Origin of the sequence: Clostridium sp. CS001, from assembly GCF_020443565.1 — a bacterium.
Classification (GTDB): Bacteria; Bacillota; Clostridia; order Clostridiales; family Clostridiaceae; genus Clostridium_AD.
Window position 1 is genome coordinate 1 of sequence record NZ_JAIZZN010000093.1, and the last position, 547, is coordinate 547.

At 32.7% G+C, this 547-nt stretch carries 1 protein-coding gene; it reads right to left on the minus strand.

Annotated features, from left to right (window positions below):
- Window positions 1–346, minus strand: a 346-nt coding sequence (locus tag LGK97_RS19700; RefSeq protein WP_226262018.1) for a GNAT family N-acetyltransferase, incomplete at its 3' end; no start/stop codon positions are given.
- Window positions 347–547: the final 201 nt, after the last annotated feature.

The following is a 547-nucleotide window of genomic DNA, read 5'->3' on the forward strand; positions in this document are numbered from 1 at the left end:
TTGCTTCCGATAAAAGTTCAGTCATAACTTTCGTTGCAATGCCTTTTCCTCTATATTGAGGGTATGTAAAAACATTGTATACCGTACCGACAAGATATGATGAAAACGCTATTAGCGGAGGTCTTTCCACGATTGACATAAATGCAGTTGCTAATACTTCATTTTCATTCTCGGCAATGATAGCAATAAATCCTTTGTTAAGGTGTTGAGTAAAATATTCTTCTAACTTTGTTCTAATATCTTGCACTTCTTCCGAAGAATACACACCTTTTTCTGCAAACAGGTATTCCATACGAATCTTTATGAGGAGGTCAATATCCTCTTTAACCGTTTTTCTTACTTTCATGTTTTGCACCACCTTATATTTATACTCTTCAGTTCGCACTTCTTACTAATGCCTACTAACTAAAGAATTGATTTAGTAGGTCTTTTATAGAGATTGTTAATCAACCTATCTTTTCTACTTTATCACCTAATACCAATATTGCTTGGTTGTTATTTAAACGAGTAACTTCACATTTATATTTTGATTCAAATTCTAAAATCC